Source organism: Tenacibaculum aquimarinum, from assembly GCF_022478115.1.
Classification (GTDB): Bacteria; Bacteroidota; Bacteroidia; order Flavobacteriales; family Flavobacteriaceae; genus Polaribacter; species Polaribacter aquimarinum_A.
This window is the reverse complement of sequence record NZ_JAKGSC010000006.1, coordinates 23,098-38,758: the sequence shown is the minus strand read 5'-3', so window position 1 is coordinate 38,758 and position 15,661 is coordinate 23,098. Positions and strand designations below refer to the sequence as shown.

Genomic DNA, 15,661 nt, shown 5'->3' with positions numbered 1-15,661 from the left:
AATCTTATAAGCTTTCTTTCACCAAATTATATTCAGCAATAATTTCTTCTAAAACTTGTTTAGCTGGTTTTATCTCATGAATTAATCCTGCAATTTGACCAATTTCTAATTCGCCATCATCTAAATCACCTTCAAACATTCCACGTTTTGCACGTGCACGTCCTAAAAGCTCTTTAATTTGTTCTACAGATGGATTTTGCTTGTATAATTCCTGAACTTCTTGAAAAAACTTATTTTTAACCAAACGAACTGGCGCTAATTCTTTCAATGTAAGTTGCGTATCTCCATCTTTAACATTCACAATAGTTTGCTTAAAATTATCATGTGCAGAAGACTCTAATGTTGCAGCAAATCTACTTCCTATCTGCACGCCATCTGCTCCTAAAACCATTGCTGCTAACATTCCACGACCAGTTCCAATTCCACCAGCTGCAATTACAGGAATTTTAACCTGTTCTTTTACCATTGGAATTAATGTAAACGTAGTAGTTTCTTCTCTCCCATTGTGTCCGCCAGCTTCAAAACCTTCACAAACAACAGCATCAACTCCAGCAGCTTCTGCTTTTAATGCAAACTTTACAGAGCTTACAACGTGTACAACTGTAATTCCTTTTTCCTTCAGAAAAGCTGTCCATGTTTTTGGATTTCCTGCAGAAGTAAAAACGATTTTCACACCTTCTTCCACAATAATTTTCATTATTTCGTCAATCTGTGGATATAACATTGGCACGTTTACACCAAAAGGTTTGTCGGTTGCTTTTTTACATTTCTGAATGTGTTCTCGCAACACATCTGGATACATAGAACCTGCACCTATTAAACCTAAACCTCCAGCATTTGAAACTGCAGATGCTAATTTATAACCAGAAACCCAAATCATTCCTCCTTGAATAATTGGATGTTGTATATTGAAAAGTTGTGTGATTTTGTTGTTTTTCATAAAAAATAGATTCCTGCCAACGCAAGAATGACAGTATTATTAATTAATGTAAATCTAAGAAATTACTCCCGAACCTAAAAGTTCTTCATTTTTATACCAAGCAACAAATTGTCCTTCTTGAATTGCAGATTGCGGATTTTCAAACTCTACAAACAACCCACTTTCAACCTTATAAAGATTGGCTTTTTCTAATGCTTGACGATAACGAATTCTTCCTTCAACTTGCATAGATTCACCTGTTTTTAAAGCTAAATCTTCACGAACCCAATGTAATTCTTCATTTGAAACAAATAATACATTTCTATATAAACCTTGATGTGTTTTTCCTTCACCTGTATAAATCACATTCTCATTAACATCAGTTTCTATAACGTACAGCGCTTCTTTTGTTCCTCCTACATTTAATCCTTTTCGTTGTCCTTTTGTAAAATAATGAGCGCCGTTGTGTTTACCAACTACTTTACCATCTTCTTTTTTGTAAGAAAACTTAGTTGAAAAATAAGCTAATTCAGCTTCCTTGTTTTCAAACTTAGGAACTGGTTTTGTATATTGCTCAAAGTCTGAAGGAATTTGTACAATCACGCCATTTTTAGGTTGTAATTTTTGTTGTAAAAAATCAGGTAATCTAACTTTTCCGATAAAACATAAACCTTGGGAATCTTTCTTTTCGGCAGTAATTAAATCGGCTTTTTTAGCAATTTCTCTAACTTCTGGCTTTGTAAGTTCGCCAATAGGAAACATTGCTTTTTCTAATTGTTTTTGAGATAATTGACATAAAAAATAAGATTGATCTTTATTACCATCTTTTCCTGCTAATAATTTATAAACAGATTTGCCATCAATTTCTTCCTCACCTTTTCTGCAATAATGTCCAGTTGCAACATAATCTGCACCTAAATCTAAGGCGATGTCCATAAAAACATCGAATTTTATTTCTCTATTACAAAGTATATCTGGATTTGGTGTGCGACCTTTTTCGTATTCATTAAACATATAATCTACAATGCGTTCTTTGTATTGTTCGCTTAAGTCTACTGTTTGAAAAGGGATTCCTAATTTTTCTGCAACTAACATTGCATCGTTGCTATCTTCTAACCACGGACATTCATCTGAAATTGTTACAGAATCATCGTGCCAGTTTTTCATAAACAAACCAATAACTTCGTAACCTTGTTCTTTTAACAAATATGCAGTAACACTACTATCTACGCCGCCAGAAAGACCAACAATAACTCTTTTCATCTTAAAAAAATATTTAAGCGAGAATACATAAATCTACATATTCTGTAAATAGAAAATAACTTCTATTTTTCAAATTCCGCTTAGCGGACAAATTTACAACTTTGTAATGTATTATTTTATGGAAAGAATTGATATATCAATCAACAAAAACTATTGTTTTGGAATTGAATGTGTTTTTCTATTGTGTTTATCTTTTTTAGAAACAGCTTCTCCATCAACAAAAAACTCCCATCTTCCTTCTCTTTTTCCGTTTTTATAGTTTCCTGTTTCTTTCAAATTTCCTTTTAAATCGTAGAATTTTGCTATTCCGTGTGGTTTATTAGCTTTATAATTTACTTCTTCAAGTAAAGTTCCTTCATCTGTATATTTTTTTGAAATGCCATTTTTCAATCCATTTTTGTAATAGGTTTCTTCTGTAATTTTTCCATCTGGATAATAATTTACCAACAAACCATCTAACTTTCCGTTTACATAGTTTTCTTCAGATAAAACTTTTCCGCTTGGAAAAAAATATTTCCACTTTCCTACTCTATTTCTTCCGTCCATATTTCCCATGCTTTTTAGAACACCTTTTGTTGTTTGATGTTCTACTTTAGCAATGTTAGAGCTTTCAGAAAACATTTTAATTATGGTTGGTTGATCGGAATTTGTCATATCAAAATACATAAAAACGCCAACTTCTTTACCATTTTTAAAGTTTCCTGTATAACGAAGTCTTCCGTTTTTATAGTACTTTTTCCAATTTCCATGACGTTTTCCATCTTTATCAACTGCATTAACTTTATCGCCAACTTTTTGCGAAAACCCTTCAACAGAGAAAAAAAGGAAGAAAAATAAACTTAAAATAGAGAGACTTTTTATCTTTATCATTTTATTACTTAATTTACACGTAAATATACATAAACCATACCAAAATGAGTATTAATTTTCTAACAACACAACTCAATAACATGGAAAACCCTAAAAGGGAAAACCGCCAAAGAGTAGCAAATATTGTGTTAGATGATAAAGACTTATTTAAAGACTTGGTTACTATAACTTTTGATGTAGAAAATAAAGTTTCTATAAAAGCTGCTTGGATATTAGAATGGATTTGCACACATCATCACTTAAATTGGATTTTACCACATTTAGATAATTTTACTACAAATATTGCGAAACTAAAATTTGACAGCGCAATTAGACCTTGCGCAAAAATCTGTGAACATTTAGCAACAGCTTACTACTCTAAAAAAGAAAATGAAGTTCAAAAACACTTAACAACAACACATAAAGATGCAATTATTGAAACAGGTTTCGATTGGTTAATTACGCCTCAAAAAATTGCAGTAAGAGCATACACAATGAATTCTTTATACTTTTTTGGATTAGAAAAAGATTGGATTCATCCAGAACTAGCAAACCTAATTAGCACAAAAATAATACACGAAAGCAAAGGCTGTAAAGCGCGCGGGAAATTTATTTTAAATTTGATTGAAAAACATCGAAAATGAGTACCATAAATGTATTGAAATAGCTATTTTTGTAGCTAGCAACACAACAACATGAATCTTACACAATTAAACGCAATCTCACCTATTGATGGTAGATACAGAAGTAAAGTAGCAGAACTTACCAATTATTTTTCTGAAGAAGCACTTATAAAATACCGTGTTAAAGTAGAAATTGAATATTTTATTGCACTTTGCGAAATCCCTTTACCACAATTAGCCGATTTTAACACAGATCTTTACGAAGATTTGCGAAATATATACATCTCTTTTTCTTCGGAAGATGCGCAGAGCATAAAAGACATTGAAAAGGTAACAAACCACGATGTAAAAGCGGTTGAATATTTTATCAAAGAAAAATTTGACGGTTTAAACTTACAGAAATACAAAGAGTTTATTCACTTTGGCTTAACTTCTCAAGACATTAATAATACGGCAATTCCATTATCTATAAAAGATGCTATGGAAGAAGTTTATTACGGTTCTTTAGATCAATTAACGTCTAAATTAACAGCGCTTTCTGAAGATTGGGCAGAAATTCCAATGTTGGCAAGAACGCATGGACAACCTGCGTCTCCAACACGTTTAGGTAAAGAGTTTTTTGTTTTTGTTGAAAGAACTTTACAACAAGTTTGGTTTTTACAAAACGTACCACATGCAGCTAAGTTTGGTGGCGCAACAGGAAATTATAACGCACACAAAGTTGCATATCCAGATATTGATTGGAAAGCTTTTGGAACAAATTTTGTTGAAGAAATTTTAGGTTTACACCACTCTTTTCCTACAACTCAAATAGAACATTACGATCACATGGCAAGCTTATTTGATGCCATGAAACGTGTTAACACTATTTTAATTGATTTAAATAGAGATGTTTGGACGTATGTTTCTATGGACTATTTTAAACAAAAAATTAAAGAAGGTGAAGTTGGTTCTTCAGCAATGCCACACAAAGTAAATCCTATTGATTTTGAAAATTCTGAAGGAAATTTAGGACTTGCAAATGCAATTTTCGAACACCTTTCAGCAAAATTACCAGTTTCTCGTTTACAACGCGATTTAACGGATAGTACTGTTTTACGTAATGTTGGTGTTCCTTTTGGACATACATTAATCGGATTTTCTTCAACTTTAAAAGGTTTAAATAAATTATTGTTGAATAAAGAAAAGTTTGAACAAGATTTAGAAAACAATTGGGCGGTTGTTGCAGAAGCAATTCAAACAATTTTACGTAGAGAAGCGTATCCAAATCCGTACGAAGCTTTAAAAGGTTTAACACGAACAAACGAGAAAATTAATCAAAAATCAATTGCTAATTTTATTGACACTTTAGAAGTTTCTTCAACCATAAAAGAAGAACTAAAAGCAATAACTCCAAGTAATTATACAGGAATATAATATGTTTAGATTATCTTTTTTAATAATTGTTTTATTGTTAATTTCATCATGTTCACCAGAAAAAAATGTTGACGCGTCAAGATTTAAATATGGTGTTTTCGAAATTCCTGCTGGAGATGGTTATGGAAAAACTACTATTATTAGAAAAGATAGTTTACAAATTGAACAATACATTAAGAAAGTTAGTGTTTCTAATGATAGTACTTCTTTTGAAAAAGAAACAAAACACATTGACACCTTGTATATTAAATGGAAAAATAGTTTCTTCTATACGTTAAAAATGAAATCTCCAAAGAGCGATTTAGATAAAGATCCTATATTTGTTCAAATAACAAAAGTAACTGATACTACTTATAATTTTACTGCAAAAATTGGATTCAGTAATTTTAAACAAGACGGTACCGTTTTTAAAGTAAAATAAGATTAAGACAGTAAAAAAACATATTGCAGTTATATTTATTTTTGCATTGCTAATACCTTTAGCAATACAAGCTGCGCATGCTATAGAAAATCATGAACACACAATTTGTAAATCTATTACAGATCATCATGTACATGAAAAAGACTTAGATTGTTCTGATCTTCATCAAATTTTAGAAACATATTCAAGCGGAAATACTACAGATTATACGGTAATTCCAACTCATTTTTATTCTCAAGATTATAACGAACAACCGCAACAAATTACTGTTGTTTTTATTTCTAAAAAGACTTCTCGAGGACCACCAAATTTTACTGTTTAAACGCTACGAAAAAGAACTCTTTTTTTTAATAAACAGTAAAATAATTTACAATGAAATTTTATATAAAACTCCTATTTTTAATAGGATTTACAAGTGCGTACGCACAAAACACAGTATCAGGGAAAATAACAGATAAAAACAATAATCCTTTATTGGGGGTGGAAGTTTATGCTACAGAATTGCATAAAGGAACTACCTCTTTAGAAGACGGAACGTATCTTTTTAAAAATATTCCTAATGGAAAAATAACAATAAACTTTAGTTATTTAGGTTTTAAAACAGTTTCAAAAAACTTTGTATTTTCATCTGAAAATAAAACTTTTGACATACAGTTAGAGGAAGCCGTTTTTATGATGGATGAAATTATAGTTTCAACACCATTTAATAAATTGCAATCGGAAAACGTTATGAAAGTTGAACGTTTATCAGCAAAAGCAATTCAAAAAACTGGCGCAACCACTTTATCTGAAGGAATTACAAATATTGCTGGTGTTTCTCAAATATCTACAGGAACTTCTATTGGAAAGCCTGTAATTAGAGGTTTAAGCGGCAATAGAGTTCTGGTGTATACACAAGGAATTCGTTTAGAGAATCAACAATTTGGAGATGAACACGGTTTAGGAATTAGCGATAATGGTGTAGAAAGTGTTGAAGTTATAAAAGGACCGGCTTCTCTACTCTATGGTTCAGATGCTTTAGGTGGAGTTTTATATATTAATCCAGAAAAATTTGCCAAAGGTAATGACACACAAGTATTAGCAAGTCAGCGTTATTTTAGCAATACATTGGGTAGTAATAGTTCTTTAGCTTTAAAAACTTCAACTGATAATTGGAAATTTTTAGCGCGTGGAACCTATGCTTTTCACTCAGATTATAAAATACCAACAAGCCAAAGAGTTACCAATACTCGTTTTAAAGAAAAAGATTTAAAATTAGGAGTTGGTTATAATAAGACTTCTTTTTCTTCAGAATTACGCTATAATTTTAACAATTCTAAATTAGGTATTCCAGAGGAAGGAATCATGGAACAATCTACAAGTACAAATCCACTTGAACCGTTTCAAGAAATTGATAATCATATTATAAGTTTACACAATCACTTTTTCTTCGGAAATTCTAAGTTAGATATCGATTTAGGTTACACTTTCAATGATAGAAAAGAATTTGAAGAACACCATGATGAGCATGAAGAAGATCATGATGAGCACGAAGATGAAGACGAACATGAAGATGAGCATGATGACGAACATGGTGAACATGAAGAAGCAGCTTTACACATGAAACTGAAAACGTTTAGTTATAATGCAAAATATTACTTACCAAAATTAGGTGAAGTAGAACTATTAATTGGTGTACAAGGTTTAAACCAAACAAACACAAATTTTGGTGAAGAGTTATTAATTCCGAATGCTACAATTAATGATTTTGGTGTATTTACTACAGCTAATTATAGTTGGAATAGCAATACAATACAAGCCGGAATTCGTTTTGATAATAGAGCAATTACTACAGAATATCACGAAGTTGCCCATGAAGATGAAGTTCACATTTTTAACGCAATTGATAAATCTTACGATAGCTTTACAGGTTCTTTAGGATTTAAAACATCGCTTTCTGATAATTTTACTGCAAGAATTAATGTAGCTTCTGGATTTAGAGCACCAAATTTAGCAGAATTAACATCTAACGGAGTGCATCATGGAACTAACCGTTTTGAAATTGGAAACAATGATTTAATAAACGAGAAAAATACACAAGTAGATATTGCTTTAGAATACTCTACAGAACACTTTGAATTGTTTACAAACGGATTTTACAATCAATTAAACGATTATATTTATTTAAATCCTACTGGAGAAATTGAAGATGGAGCGCCAGTTTATACCTACATTCAAGAAGACGCTAAATTATATGGAGCAGAAATTGGTTTTCATTTACATCCACATCCTTTAGATTGGCTGCATTTAGAAAGTACTTTTGAAACCGTAATTGGTAAACAAGATAATGGAGATTATTTACCGTTAATTCCTGCAAATACTTGGAAAAATACATTTAGGACTGAGTTCAATTTAAACAATTGGTTGCAACAAGGGTATGCTTCATTAAGTTTACATAGCACATTTGCGCAAGAAAATGTAAGTCAGTTTGAAACTTCTACAGGTGCGTATAGTTTATTAAACTTAGCATTTGGTGGCGATGTTTCTCTTGGTAAAACGAAATTTAACACTTCTATTTCTGTAAATAACCTGCTTGATAAAGAATATACAAACCACTTATCTCGTTTAAAACAAGACGGAATTTTAAACGCTGGAAGAAACGTTGTTGTTGGTGTTCAGTTTGAGATATAATTAAACTTTATATTTTATTATAAAAAAAGCTAACCAAATTATATAATTTGGTTAGCTTTTTTAAATTAAGGTTACTTAGACAAAACAACCTAAAAAAGGAGCTATTCCTTGTAGGTATTTTTATTATATTACAAATCTGAATTAAATTAATAAAAATTATGAAAGAATTTAAAAAAGTATTGCTTGTAATTACATTCGTTTTTGGAACTGTAATTTATACAAATGCGCAAACCAAAGTAGCGCATATTAATACACAAGAACTTATTTCCGCGATGCCAGAAATGAAAGTTGCAAAAGCTCAATTTGACAAACTTCAACAATCTTTAGGAAATAACATACAAGCTTCAGTTACTAAATACAGAAATAAGTTAACACAATATACAAACGAAGCAGCAACTAAAACTGCATCAGAAAACGATGCTAGAAAAAAAGAACTTGCTGAATTAGAAACAAGAATACAAGAAGAACAAGCAGCTGCACAAAAAACAGCAGAAAGTAAATATATAGATTTAACAAAACCGATACAAGAAAAAGCATTGGCTGTCATACAAAAAGTAGCTAGAGCTCAAGGTTTTTTATATGTACTAGATGAAACGCCAGGTTCTGGATTGCTATTAGCCGATGGTACAAATTTAATGAGTGCAGTTAAAAGAGAATTAGGCATTTAATATACCAATGGTTTTTTACTGCCTATTTAATTAATATCTACAATTAACGTTGTGGATATTTTTATATATTGACATTCTTAACAAGAAAACAATTATGCCTAAAATTTTAAAACAAACCTTTACCCTACTTATATTTTCTATAGTATTAATCAGTTGTAACAGTAATCAAAAAAAAGGACGCTTTTCAATTAAAACAAGGCGATTTACTATTTCAAAATACAGGAACTGGCGAAGTTGATACTGCAATTAAAGATGTAACGGCAACTTCCGTTTCTAAAAACTATTCGCATGTTGGAATGGCAATGCAAAAAGAAGGAAAATGGTTTGTTGTAGAAGCAATACCAAAAGAAGGAATTTGCCAAACTCCTTTAAAAAAGTTTTTAAATAGGAATAAAAATAAATTCGATAAATCTCAAACTACAGTTGCAAGATTAGATAACTATTACCAACCTTATTTTTCTAAAGCAATTGCGTATGGATTAGAAAGAATAAACACGCCTTATGATGAGATTTTTTTATGGGACGACACTTCTTATTATTGCTCGGAATTAGTTTATAAAATGTTTTCTACGCAAGATTTACCTAAAGATGCTATTCCTTTTCTTACACATCCAATGACTTTTAATGACAGCACAGGAAAACCAATGCCAAGTTGGGTTACATATTACAAAACACGTAACCAACCAATACCAGAAGGAATTGAAGGAACAAACCCTAATTTAATGGCAAGTAGCACAAAAATTACGTTTGTGCATAATTATGAGAAGGAGTAATATTTAGTTTGATTCTAAGCTTATTTTTAAATAACTTAGCTAAAGTTGAATATAAATTATTAAAACGACGCATATTCAGGATAACATTAGGCAACATTTGAAATGAACATTTTCAATCGAAAGATAAAACAGAAACACCTTGAACTATTTGCGATTAAAATTGCCGAATTGTTAGAGACTGAATTGCCTCAATTGAAAAAGGCAATCGGAATTTCCAGAATTGCTGGAATTAGTTTTATGCAAAAACCAAGTGCAATTTTCATTTTGAGAGGTTATAATCCAAAAGAGTTCGAAGAAATTAATCGGAATCACAAAACCTGCTTTAATCTGACCGGAATTTCAGTTTGGAATCGTAAGACAGAAAATTTTGAACTATTGAAATTAAATTATCAGCACGATACTTTAACTAAAATTGAAATCGCAAATCCAGAGTATTTTCATAAAACATTTGACTTGAACCGAATTCAGAAAAGCGAAATTAAACTTGACCATCTGAAAATGGAAAATCCTGACCAAAAAATTGCTGAAAAAGCTCTAAAAACTCTGACAAAGGAACAACTCAAACTCTTGGAATTGGATTACACTTTTGAAATTGAACTTGACGAAAAGCTGTTCTATACGATTTTAGATATGGAAGATGGAAACTATGTTGCAGTAGATAAAAAAGGGAAAATATATCGTCTCAATCACGACCATGAAGAAAGAGTAAAATTAATATCAAATAAGCCAACTGACTTCTTCAAAATTTATAACGGAGAAAAAGATGAATTGGAAAATATAATGAACTAATAAAAACGTTGCCTAACAAAGTGTATAATTAATTGCTTTGGCAAGTGATTATTTGGAAAATTCCTTCGGAATTTTCTCGCGTTCGTTTTTGTTTACTAAATTAGTTGCTTAAACACGCAACAAACCATATACAAACACGTTAGCGAATCATAAAAATAAACATTAAATACGCTTATAGTTTTGCTTGAAATTAGCAAACAAGTTTAGCCCTGATTGAAACGGCATCCTTTTTTGAGGAACGAAAAAAAGATACAGTGAAAAGCAGGAAATAGCTTCTAATAAAAAGAATACAATTTTAAGTATAAAAAAAGCCTCTCAAATTTGAGAGGCTTTTTTAGTTAGGCTAATTTCTTAGCATTTTTAACTTTTTGCTTTGTAAGTGCAACGTCTATTACTTGGTGCATTTCGGTTACATAATGGAACTTCATGCCTTTTAAATAACTTGCTTTAATTTCTTCTATGTCTTTTTTGTTTTCTTCGCACAGAATAATTTCTTTAATATTTGCGCGCTTTGCAGCTAATATTTTTTCTTTAATTCCGCCAACAGGCAACACTTTTCCACGTAGGGTAATTTCTCCTGTCATTGCCAATTTGTTCTTTACTTTACGTTGCGTAAACACAGAAACTAAAGAGGTTAACATAGTAATACCTGCACTAGGCCCGTCTTTTGGCGTTGCACCTTCTGGCACGTGAATATGCACATCGTACTTTTCTAAAATCTCAGGTTTTATTCCAAAAACCTCAGCATTTGCCTTAATATATTTCATGGCAATGGTAGAAGATTCTTTCATTACTTTACCCAAATTACCTGTTATAGAAAGGTTTCCTTTTCCTTTAGATAAAATTGATTCTATAAATAAAATATCGCCTCCAACGCTTGTCCACGCTAAACCTGTTACAACTCCTGCAACATCGTTATTCTCGTATTTGTCGCGCTCTAAACGTGCTGCTCCTAAAATTTTCTCGATGTCTTCATTGGTTAAAGAAACATCATATTCTTCTTCTAAAGCAATAGATTTTGCGGCAAAACGCACCACTTTGGCTATTTGTTTTTCTAAACCTCTTACTCCAGATTCTCTTGTATAACCTTCTACAACTTTTTCTATTTGTGCTTTCCCTAACTTTAAATGATCGGTAGTTAAACCGTGTTCTTTTAATTGTTTTGGTAACAAATATTTTTTAGCAATTTCTATTTTTTCTTCAATTGTATAACCGGTAACATTTATAAGCTCCATTCTGTCGCGTAATGCCCATGGAATTTGACCTAAATTGTTTGCCGTTGCTATAAATAACACTTTAGAAAGATCGTAACCAACTTCTAAATAATTGTCGTAAAAAGATTCGTTTTGTTCTGGGTCTAAGACTTCTAACATTGCTGAAGAAGGATCTCCTTGATGACTGTTACTTAACTTGTCTATTTCATCTAACACAAAAACTGGATTAGAAGTTCCTGCTTTTTTCAAATTCTGAATTAAACGTCCTGGCATTGCACCAATGTAGGTTTTTCTGTGTCCGCGAATTTCAGCTTCATCTCTTAAACCACCTAAAGACATTCTAACGTATTTACGTCCAAGTGCTTCTGCAACCGATTTTCCTAACGAAGTTTTACCAACTCCTGGAGGTCCGTATAAACAGATAATTGGCGATTTCATATCTCCACGAAGCTTTAAAACCGCTAAGTGTTCTATAATTCTGTCTTTTACTTTTTCTAAACCAAAGTGATCTCTATCAAGAATTTTTTGTCCTCTTTTAAGGTCGAATTTATCTTCGGAATAAACTCCCCAAGGTAAATCTAACATCAATTCTAAATAGTTTCTTTGCACGCCGTATTCCGCCATTTGCGGATTCATACGTTTTAATCTATTTATTTCTTTCTCAAAAGTTTCAGCAACTTCTTTTTTCCATTTCTTAGTTTTCCCTTTAGCGCGCATTTCTTCAATCTCTTGATCGTTAGAAACACCTCCTAATTCGTCTTGAATGGTTTTTAACTGCTGATTTAAATAATACTCACGTTGTTGTTGGTCTAAATCCGAACGTGTTTTAGACTGAATATCATTTTTTAATTGCAATTTCTGCAACTCTTTGTTTAAGTTTTTAAGTGTTAATAATGCACGTTCTTTTAAGTTATCTTTTTCTAGAATAACTTGTTTTTGCGCTACACTTAAATCCATATTTGATGAAATAAAATTCACTAAAAACGAATCGCTTTTAATGTTTTTTATAGCAAATGAAGCTTCTGAAGGCAACATTGGGTTTTCTTCAATAACTTTTAAAGATTGCTCTTTTATGGCATCTAAAATTGCTCTAAATTCTTTTTTATCATCAACTTCGCGTTCTTCAACAGCTTCTTTTACAACTGCTTTTAAATACGGTTCTTCTTGAATTATATTTTCAATTTCGAAACGTTTTTTACCTTGAATAATAACTGTTGTGTTACCATCTGGCATTTTTAAAACTCTAAGAATTTGCGCTACAACTCCAGTTGTATGAATGTCTTTTCCTGTTGGGCTTTCTACCTCTTCATTCTTTTGCGCTACAACTCCAATAATTTTATTGCCTTTGTTTGCTTCTTTTATAAGTTGAATAGATTTATCTCTACCTGCTGTAATTGGAATTACAACTCCTGGAAATAAAACAGTATTTCTTAACGGAAGAATTGGTAAAATTTCTGGTACTTCTTCTTTGTTGATTATCTCTTCGTCTTCTGGCGTCATTAACGGAATTAATTCCGAATCTTCATTCATCATATCTTGAAGCGACAAACTGTCTAAATGTATTATTTTCGATTTACTCATCTGTATATTTTGCTGTCAATCTGACATTGAATTTCAAGAAAAATTTCTTGAAATTTAATTATTATTTTTATAAAATTCTGAATACTAGTTTTTTAGCAAATAGTTAAAGAACTAATTCACTTATAGAAGTCAATTGTTATGCCAATTTTTTAGTTTTCCAAAACTAAACCATCATAAGCTAAGAAAACATTTTCTGGAAGTTCTTTTTCTGCATCTGCGTGAAAACCTAAAGGTTCACTAATGTGCGTTAAATATGCTTTTTTAGGTTTTAATTCTTCGATAAAAGCTAATGCTTCGTCTATATTAAAATGAGAAAAATGAAGTTCTTTTCGTAAACCAGTAACCACAAGAAAGTCAAGATTTTTAAGTTTACTTTTCTCTTTTTTACTTATTGTTTTAATATCTGTTATGTACGCAATATTTCCAAATCGATATCCTAAAATTGGTAAATTTCCGTGCATTACTTCAATAGGTATTACTTCTACTCCATCCAACATAAAATTCTCTTTATGAGAAATAATAATTGGTTTTACTTTTGCTGCACTTGGATATCTATTTTCGGTTGCAAAAATATAATCGTATCGTTTTTTTAATGAATTTAAAACTCTTTCTGTTAAGTACAAAGGCACTTCTCCTATTTGAAAACCGTAAGGACGAACTTCCTCAAAACCAGCAACATGATCCGAATGCTCGTGTGTAAACAAAACTCCGTTAATAGATTCAACGTTTTCACGTAACATTTGCTGTCTAAAATCTGGTCCTGTATCAATTACATAATTAATATTATCCCAAGAAATTAAGACAGAAGAACGTAAACGTTTATCTCTAGGATCTTTAGATTTTGCTACAGGATGTTTACTCGCTATCATTGGAACTCCTGTAGAAGTTCCTGTGCCTAAAAAAGTTAATTTCATTATTACAAAAATAAGATAAAAATTGACTGATACCTTGTAATTTTAGTACATTTGTTATTATAACAGACAAACATAATGGCAATAATATTAAAAGGAGATCAAGAAATTAATAGTGTACCAAGTACAAAGAGCAAAGCGCTTCGTATTAATTTAAATGCTAATATCTACGGAACCTTTGCAGAAATTGGTGCAGGACAAGAAACTGTTCGTAATTTCTTTAGAGCTGGTGGCGCTTCTGGTACAATTGCAAAAGCAATGAGTGCTTATGATAAAGACTTCTCTGATGCTATTTATGGAGTTGGTAAAAACGGAAGATATGTTACCGAAACTCGTTTAAAAAAGATGTTAATTCATGAAATTGAATTAATTGAAGATCGTTTAAGCCGTAACAAACATCCAGATAAATTATTTTTCAGTTATGCCAATACTGTTGCAACCATTAATTTTTCTAAGAAATTTAAAGGTCATGGTTGGGTTGGATTTCGTTTTCAATTAGATCCATTAGAAGATTATAATGAAATTGTTTTACACATTCGTTTTAAAGAAACTGATGCTCGTTTACAACAAGAAACACTAGGTATTTTAGGTGTAAACTTAATTTACGGTGCTTTTTACATGAATGATAATCCTAAGGAATTAGTAAAATCTTTCTATGATAATTTAGATAAAGATCAGTTAGAAATTGATATGATTAATTTCTCTGGACCTCGTTTTATGTATGTAGACAACCGTTTAATGAGTTTACAATTAGTAAAAAACGGAATGACTAACGCAGTAATGTTTGGACCTGACGGAAACAACTTATTACCTGCTCAAGTTCTTTACAAAAAGAATATTTTGGCAATGCGTGGTAGTTTTAGACCTGTTACAAAAGTGAATATGGATATGTACGAAAAATCCAAAGCACTATTTTTTAAAGAAAAAAAGGTTGATCCCGATAATACACAAATTATTTTTGAAATTACCTTAAGTAACCTACGTGCCGAAGGTAAAATTAACGAAAGAGATTTCTTAGACAGAGCAGAACTACTTTGTTCTTTAGGGCAAAATGTAATGATTACAAACTACCAAGAATACTTTAAATTGGTAGAATATTTTAGTGAATTTACTAAAGAAAGAATGGCACTTGGAATGGGTGTTTACAACTTAATTCAAATTTTTGACGAAAAATATTACCGCCATTTAAGTGGTGGAATTTTAGAAGCTTTTGGAAAACTTTTTTACAGAGATTTAAAAGTATATATGTATCCATATCACGATCAAGAGTCGGGAGATTATATTACTAGTGAAAACCTAAAAGTACATCCACGTATGAAAGAACTTTATAAGTTCTTTAAAAACAATGGAAAACTTATTAATATAGATGATTTTGATCCTAAAATTTTAGATATTTTTTCTCGCGAGGTTTTAAGAATGATAAAATGCGATGAAGATGGTTGGGAAAAAATGTTACCTGAAGGGGTTTCTGAAATGATTAAAACAAATCGATTATTTGGCTTTACACGTAAAAAACTTAAAAAATAAGTTATACTTAATTTAAACCTTTTATCTTTTTTGTCGT

Annotated in this window: 14 protein-coding genes; 9 read left to right on the top strand and 5 right to left on the bottom strand. The window is 31.1% G+C overall.

What is annotated here, in order from left to right; genetic code table 11:
- Positions 1-4: 4 nt before the first annotated feature.
- The 3 genes from L1S33_RS11150 to L1S33_RS11140 all read right to left on the bottom strand — a co-directional run bounded on the left by L1S33_RS11150 (position 5) and on the right by L1S33_RS11140 (position 3,052).
- Complete coding sequence (locus tag L1S33_RS11150; protein WP_240562388.1) at positions 5-940, bottom strand: NAD(P)H-dependent flavin oxidoreductase; 936 nt, start codon at positions 938-940, stop codon at positions 5-7.
- 54 nt (positions 941-994) lie between these two features.
- Positions 995-2,182, bottom strand: coding sequence for a tRNA 2-thiouridine(34) synthase MnmA (gene mnmA / locus L1S33_RS11145; RefSeq protein ID WP_240562387.1), 1,188 nt, complete (start codon positions 2,180-2,182; stop codon positions 995-997).
- Between the two features lie 150 nt (positions 2,183-2,332).
- On the bottom strand, positions 2,333-3,052 hold the full coding sequence (locus L1S33_RS11140) for a toxin-antitoxin system YwqK family antitoxin (RefSeq protein WP_240562386.1): 720 nt from the start codon (positions 3,050-3,052) through the stop codon (positions 2,333-2,335).
- A gap of 44 nt (positions 3,053-3,096) precedes the next feature.
- Here L1S33_RS11140 and L1S33_RS11135 point away from each other — a divergent pair, with 44 nt between their 5' ends.
- The 8 genes from L1S33_RS11135 (at position 3,097) to L1S33_RS11100 (ending at position 10,391) form a co-directional block, all read left to right on the top strand.
- Positions 3,097-3,675, top strand: coding sequence for an adenylosuccinate lyase (locus L1S33_RS11135; RefSeq protein WP_240562385.1), 579 nt, complete (start codon positions 3,097-3,099; stop codon positions 3,673-3,675).
- 51 nt (positions 3,676-3,726) lie between these two features.
- Entirely contained in the window at positions 3,727-5,070 is a 1,344-nt protein-coding gene (gene purB / locus L1S33_RS11130) for an adenylosuccinate lyase (protein ID WP_240562384.1), read from the top strand.
- 1 nt (position 5,071) lies between these two features.
- Complete coding sequence (locus tag L1S33_RS11125) at positions 5,072-5,491, top strand: hypothetical protein (protein ID WP_240562383.1); 420 nt, start codon at positions 5,072-5,074, stop codon at positions 5,489-5,491.
- 46 nt (positions 5,492-5,537) lie between these two features.
- Entirely contained in the window at positions 5,538-5,813 is a 276-nt protein-coding gene (locus L1S33_RS11120; protein WP_240562382.1) for a hypothetical protein, read from the top strand.
- Positions 5,814-5,863: 50 nt separating this feature from the next.
- Complete coding sequence (locus L1S33_RS11115; RefSeq protein ID WP_240562381.1) at positions 5,864-8,161, top strand: TonB-dependent receptor; 2,298 nt, start codon at positions 5,864-5,866, stop codon at positions 8,159-8,161.
- 158 nt (positions 8,162-8,319) lie between these two features.
- Positions 8,320-8,829: an OmpH family outer membrane protein gene (locus tag L1S33_RS11110; protein WP_240562380.1), complete on the top strand. Its 510-nt coding sequence runs from the start codon at positions 8,320-8,322 to the stop codon at positions 8,827-8,829.
- Between the two features lie 164 nt (positions 8,830-8,993).
- Positions 8,994-9,602, top strand: a complete 609-nt coding sequence (locus tag L1S33_RS11105) for a YiiX/YebB-like N1pC/P60 family cysteine hydrolase (protein WP_317208782.1) — start codon at positions 8,994-8,996, stop codon at positions 9,600-9,602.
- Positions 9,603-9,704: 102 nt separating this feature from the next.
- Complete coding sequence (locus L1S33_RS11100) at positions 9,705-10,391, top strand: hypothetical protein (RefSeq protein WP_240562379.1); 687 nt, start codon at positions 9,705-9,707, stop codon at positions 10,389-10,391.
- Positions 10,392-10,729: 338 nt separating this feature from the next.
- Here L1S33_RS11100 and lon read toward each other — a convergent pair whose 3' ends face one another.
- A complete protein-coding gene (gene lon, locus L1S33_RS11095; RefSeq protein ID WP_240562378.1) occupies positions 10,730-13,186 on the bottom strand; it encodes an endopeptidase La in 2,457 nt (818 codons plus the stop codon).
- A 149-nt stretch (positions 13,187-13,335) separates the two neighbouring features.
- Positions 13,336-14,100 carry an MBL fold metallo-hydrolase gene (locus tag L1S33_RS11090; RefSeq protein WP_240552616.1) on the bottom strand — a complete coding sequence of 255 codons (765 nt, stop codon included), beginning with the start codon at positions 14,098-14,100 and terminating at the stop codon, positions 13,336-13,338.
- Between the two features lie 75 nt (positions 14,101-14,175).
- Here L1S33_RS11090 and L1S33_RS11085 point away from each other — a divergent pair, with 75 nt between their 5' ends.
- Positions 14,176-15,624, top strand: coding sequence for a TonB-dependent receptor (locus L1S33_RS11085; protein WP_240552617.1), 1,449 nt, complete (start codon positions 14,176-14,178; stop codon positions 15,622-15,624).
- Positions 15,625-15,661 lie beyond the last annotated feature (37 nt).

What these genes read in the sequence shown, in the direction of transcription:
- L1S33_RS11150 (WP_240562388.1), bottom strand. Translation starts at nt 940, where the DNA reads ATGAAAAACAACAAAATCACACAACTTTTCAATATACAACATCCAATT.
- mnmA (WP_240562387.1), bottom strand. Translation starts at nt 2,182, where the DNA reads ATGAAAAGAGTTATTGTTGGTCTTTCTGGCGGCGTAGATAGTAGTGTT.
- L1S33_RS11140 (WP_240562386.1), bottom strand. Translation starts at nt 3,052, where the DNA reads ATGATAAAGATAAAAAGTCTCTCTATTTTAAGTTTATTTTTCTTCCTT.
- L1S33_RS11135 (WP_240562385.1), top strand. Translation starts at nt 3,097, where the DNA reads ATGAGTATTAATTTTCTAACAACACAACTCAATAACATGGAAAACCCT.
- purB (WP_240562384.1), top strand. Translation starts at nt 3,727, where the DNA reads ATGAATCTTACACAATTAAACGCAATCTCACCTATTGATGGTAGATAC.
- L1S33_RS11125 (WP_240562383.1), top strand. Translation starts at nt 5,072, where the DNA reads ATGTTTAGATTATCTTTTTTAATAATTGTTTTATTGTTAATTTCATCA.
- L1S33_RS11115 (WP_240562381.1), top strand. Translation starts at nt 5,864, where the DNA reads ATGAAATTTTATATAAAACTCCTATTTTTAATAGGATTTACAAGTGCG.
- L1S33_RS11110 (WP_240562380.1), top strand. Translation starts at nt 8,320, where the DNA reads ATGAAAGAATTTAAAAAAGTATTGCTTGTAATTACATTCGTTTTTGGA.
- L1S33_RS11100 (WP_240562379.1), top strand. Translation starts at nt 9,705, where the DNA reads ATGAACATTTTCAATCGAAAGATAAAACAGAAACACCTTGAACTATTT.
- lon (WP_240562378.1), bottom strand. Translation starts at nt 13,186, where the DNA reads ATGAGTAAATCGAAAATAATACATTTAGACAGTTTGTCGCTTCAAGAT.
- L1S33_RS11090 (WP_240552616.1), bottom strand. Translation starts at nt 14,100, where the DNA reads ATGAAATTAACTTTTTTAGGCACAGGAACTTCTACAGGAGTTCCAATG.
- L1S33_RS11085 (WP_240552617.1), top strand. Translation starts at nt 14,176, where the DNA reads ATGGCAATAATATTAAAAGGAGATCAAGAAATTAATAGTGTACCAAGT.